Genomic DNA, 4,934 nt, shown 5'->3' with positions numbered 1-4,934 from the left:
TTAAGAAACCCGACGTTTTCTTTGCTCCATGCGATAGCAAATGGTGTTTCTAAATACCAACGATTACCATCTTTATCTCCTTTATCATAAGGAACATAGAATTTTTTATTTTTATCTATTCCATTCAATTTCTCATCTTCAGTAAGCTGTTCTACATCAGCAATCTCATCTTCTTCTACCAAACGATAAATATATCCTTGACCAAAAATATCTCTTCCATATTTTTCTTTCAGATTATCAAATAGCTCTGCTATAGCAACTTCTGATAAGGAATTTAAATACTCACTAACATTTGCATAATTTTCAAGAGCATCAATTTTAATTTTCTTTACTCTTATTGCTTCTGCTAGTTTTTTTGGTCGTGAGTCAATGATTTTTTTTGCCCATTTAGTTGACTTCCTTACAGCAATATATTTTCCATTATTTGCTGTAGCTAACCCCTGCCCCCCTTCAGTTAAACAACCTAATAATGCAACATCTCCAGGTTTTAAACTTTCTCTATATGCTTGTAATTCTTTTTCATTTTTAGAGATATTTCTGCTTGTTGAGATTTTATCCCACCATTTTTCATACAAATCTTTAACCTTTTTTCCATACAAGTTATAGATTTTTAAATTATAATCAGTAGGCTTAAAAATGACTGAATTCTGAGTTTCATTATATATATTCTGATGTATGGAATAAATATCAGGAGTTTTCAAATCTTTGCTGCCATCCAAGAATTTTAAAGTATTCTCTTTTGAAGAAGACTTTGAAAAAGATGTGATACAAGTATCTACCATAGCAGCTTCAAATGGATTGGCTGTGTCAAAAATATATCTAACAGTTTGAGATAAAATAAGATCTCTTAAATTCCTTTTAGTTTGAGTAGTCCAAAATGTTTTGGGAGTAATATAGCTCAATACTCCTCCTTTTTTTAATAGATCATTTCCTTTGAAAAAGAAATGATTGTACGTGTCGTCAGCAAAACCATACTGGCTTTCTAATACTTTCTTAAAATCTTTATCAATACCTTTAGTTGATATATACGGTGGATTTCCAATTACTACATCGAAGCCCTCTTCCAATCCAAACATCCATTCGGGGTCAAAGAAAGGCGAAGTAGCGTTTTGGTCGTAGGGATTCCATTGCGAAAATTGTATAGCATCTTCGGGAGCATACTCGCCACTTTCTTTTAATAGTTTTGCCAGTTTATCCCTTAATTCGGCATCTTGATCTCGTAATTTCTTTTTTGCAGAAGCAGATTTCGCATAGAAATGTTCTTTTCTCGTTTCTAACAATTGATTCTTAACAATTTCAATTTCAGGATTTTCAAAAAGATTGGTTTGTGCTTTTTTCTTTTTCATCCCAATTAGTGTATTCGCCGCCACAAATTTAGTTTCTAAATTTGGTAGGGTTAATACACCATAGTTTTCTTCAGGCTTAGATAAATCCATTGTTTCTTGCTCCACAATCAGCGAAATAAAGAAACGTAATTTACTGATTTGGGCTGCAATGGTTTGTATATCCACTCCGTAAATACATTCTTCAATCAAATGTAATTTCAAGTCGTGGTGTGTTTCTTTATTTTTTGTGTCTAATTTCTCAAGAATTTCTACCATCCGATTGAGTATTCCCATCGGGAAAGCTCCAGAACCACAAGCAGGATCAAGGATTTTAACCTTGCGGAGTTGTGAAGCAATTTCTTCACACAAAACAGCATCTTGAGCTAAAGAATCAGGTAACACTTCTTGCTCAAAAAGCTGGCGAATGAGTGCTTCCTCCAAATCTGAAAATTTACTTTGCAGATAACTAATCAAAGATTCATCCACCATATAGGCAACAATCTCTTTTGGCGTATAGAAGCTGCCGGATTGTTTGCGGGCAGATTCCTGTGTCTCAGGATTAAAAGCTCCAAGCAAGTTTTCAAAAACATTTCCTAACAATTCAGGGTCTAATGCTACCTGCACCTCATTCGGCACATTTTCCTCTACCGTGAAATTATAGCGTTCCAATAAAGGAATTAAGCCCTCATTAATCCCATCTCCAAAAAACACCGCATTAGGAATAAAAGCACGGTGCTTAAAGTTTCCATTGGGTGATTTTTTGTCACTACGACTGAAACCATCCAAATGGTACTTGATCCCGTCTGTACTCTCTTCTTTATCCAGGCATTCAAAAAGCCCTCCGTTCAAGAACGGAATAGGTCGAAATAAATTCAAAACTTCTTCTTCGGAGATCGTAAACATTTCCGCATAACGGTATCGAGTTTTAATATCCCTGTTTTTAGTTTTTGCAAACTCCCTTTCCGTTACCGCTTTGTTTAATGTGGCAAAGAACAGGTTTTGTAAAATAGCGTTGTAATAACTCCCATCAGAAGTACTATTAGGATCAAAGTCTTTTAGTATTTCTGATAACTTGTCTGTTTTAAATAATTCATCTGGTACCAAATGTTTTTGTTTGATAAACCAAACAAATAACAATCGGGTAATCAAACGAATCATTTGCTCTTCAAGCTTTACACGGTCATCGTCTGAAGTAGCAGTATCATTCGGAAATGTGATACCTACTTCGGCTGTAAGTGTCCACTGATACCATTTAAACAAATCATTGTAAAATTCCTTAGTAAGTTTTTCAACCGAAAAAGCCTCTTGAATACTGTCCAAATCTTTAAATGTACAGTTGCCAATTCTTTGTCTAAAAGTTTTGTTATGTTCTTCCGGATTAACGAAATAAGTAAACCGTTTCCAAGAAGAATATTTTTTATCTGCTTTTCCGTCCCAGTTTCTTCGGATAAATGAAAATCTGAATTTTCCTGATTTATCATAAAAAACGAAAATAGCTCCGTCTTTAAAATCTTCTTTTAAAACTAACTTCGCAATTTCAAATTGCTTTTTTTTAGAAGAACGTTCAGATAGAATCCCGTTATATTTACAGGCAAAAACAATGAGTTCGTCAGAATTTTTAAATTCTACATTTCCAATTCTTGTCAATTCAGAAAATTGATCAAAATTTTTATCTTCTATAATATAATCTAAATCTTCTTCTTCATTTTTAAATGATGAAATAGCTTTTTTGAAAAAATCTGCTAATATTTTTATTGAGAAAGTTTGTATAAGCTTATCCATTTCCTTGATGTATAACCTTTTTAATCGTATTCGGTAAAGATATGAAATATGCAATTAATAGATATGTTTTATATCTTTCTTTGTAATATTTATTTTAAACAACCATAATATTTATAAATATATTTTTATATAACCTCAACAATCCAACGAGATGCTACATAATGTTCTAAAACATGTTCAACATTTTGGCTTAAAGTACTACCCATTTCCTGTACCACAATTAGGCTGATTTAAGTTGAATTGTTTTTTCAAATTTATACAAATCTTTTGGCTTTTTATTTTCTATTCCCTGATGTCTTCTTTGGTTATATTCCTCAATAAAATTCTTGGCTCCAAGATACAAGTCCAATCCGTTTTCTGCTGGATTTAAATAAATATAATCATCCATGATTGACCGGAAGAATCTTTCCACATAAACGTTGTCTGTAGCTCTGCCTTTACCGTCCATGCTTATCCTGATTTCATGACCTTTTAAACAATTAAACCAGTTTTTGGAAGTATATTGACTTCCTTGGTCAGAATTGATAATTTCAGGCTTTCCGTACCTTTCTATCGACTCGTTCAGCAGTTCTGTCTGGGTTGCTCCAGAAACGCTCGTTTCCAGATGCTGATCTGACTGGGATGGATCTCAAAACGCTGGGCCAGTTCGCTGAGCGTTTCTCTCTCCCTTAAAACTTCAATGGCAACTTTGGCCTTGAAGGCATCGGTAAATTTTCTTCTGCTTTTTTCATCATTATACGAGTTAAAATTAATCATTATTTTCAACTTAACCCGTGGTCCGAATTTTGGGGAGTAGTATATTTGAAAAAATTTATAAAGAAAACGATAAACTTTATATCAAATTAAACTTACAAATTAGATTTCTTTAAATTCGTAAGTATAAATGATAATATTAGCCAAATTGATAGGTGGTTAATTTTTTAATCGGTATAAATTATTTTGACAGTCAAACATATTTTCTATCTAAGAGATTTTTACTTATCTAATAAATTATCATATAAAGGAAATCTAAAATTTCCCACTTTTCTTACTCTTCACGATATAGCAACACCGAACGAACACCGAAAAAAGGATATAGAACCGTTATGGGTTTTGTACTGCATACTTCATCTTATAAACTTGCGTTCCTCACACAAAATCAATTTTCACTATTTCATCTTAAAAAGATAATAAATACACAAACTTATTCGAAACAACCCAAAATATAAAAATAAGCGATTATAAATGTTAATAATTTAGTTTTTCTACAATCCAATAACAGTATATTAGCAAAAAATTACAAAACATGAAGAAAAAACTTTACTCTTTTATTTTATTTGGGATGATGCTCGGTGCTCAACCCCTAACGGCCCAAAATACTGTCTTGTTTACTCAAGAAAAATCATCAGACGGTAATGCCATCAGTGCCTCTTCCTCTTCTAGAACCATTCATGCAGCAGATGATTTTGTTCTAGCTACCGATGCAACCTTATCAAAAGTAGTATTGTACGGTGCACAAATAATGCAAAATCTTCCTTTGATTTTGAAATCTACAGATTTTTATATTATTGAAGAAGAAGACCTAACCACAGAACCAGGAACACAAAACACAATCATTTTCAAATCGTTGCAAAAAATGGATGGAGTAAATCTCATTTCTCAGGGGATGGATCAAACCTTCGAGATAGACTTGAGCTCTCACTCTATCCAACTAAAAGCAGACCGAAAATATTGGTTTATATTCAGTGCCTACATCAATGCACCCTATCCATCGAGTCTGACCGATTGGCATTTCTACCCAGCAAACAACAAAGAAGGTACAAAATTAGCAAAGGTCTATACCAATGA

Annotated in this window: 4 protein-coding genes; 1 reads left to right on the top strand and 3 read right to left on the bottom strand. The window is 33.0% G+C overall.

Annotation, left to right across the window (positions count from 1 at the left end):
- The 3 genes from HMPREF2660_RS06830 to HMPREF2660_RS06820 form a co-directional block, all read right to left on the bottom strand.
- Nucleotides 1-3,107 (bottom strand): Eco57I restriction-modification methylase domain-containing protein (locus HMPREF2660_RS06830; protein ID WP_255356426.1); only part of this gene is annotated, 3,107 nt, incomplete at its 3' end.
- A gap of 220 nt (nucleotides 3,108-3,327) precedes the next feature.
- On the bottom strand, nucleotides 3,328-3,561 hold the full coding sequence (locus tag HMPREF2660_RS11045) for an integrase core domain-containing protein (RefSeq protein ID WP_255356440.1): 234 nt from the start codon (nucleotides 3,559-3,561) through the stop codon (nucleotides 3,328-3,330).
- A gap of 107 nt (nucleotides 3,562-3,668) precedes the next feature.
- Entirely contained in the window at nucleotides 3,669-3,863 is a 195-nt protein-coding gene (locus HMPREF2660_RS06820) for a transposase (protein ID WP_070486295.1), read from the bottom strand.
- A 529-nt stretch (nucleotides 3,864-4,392) separates the two neighbouring features.
- On the opposite strand from HMPREF2660_RS06820, the gene HMPREF2660_RS06815 reads away from it, so the two are divergent.
- Nucleotides 4,393-4,934, top strand: a 542-nt coding sequence (locus tag HMPREF2660_RS06815; RefSeq protein WP_141743565.1) for a hypothetical protein, incomplete at its 3' end; no start/stop codon positions are given.

This window comes from Weeksella sp. HMSC059D05, from assembly GCF_001809725.1.
Classification (GTDB): domain Bacteria; phylum Bacteroidota; class Bacteroidia; order Flavobacteriales; family Weeksellaceae; genus Weeksella; species Weeksella virosa.
This window is presented reverse-complemented; position numbering and strand designations above follow the sequence as displayed.

Excerpts from the sequence above, each read along its gene's own strand:
- HMPREF2660_RS06820 (WP_070486295.1), bottom strand. The coding sequence starts at position 3,863 with ATGATTAATTTTAACTCGTATAATGATGAAAAAAGCAGAAGAAAATTT.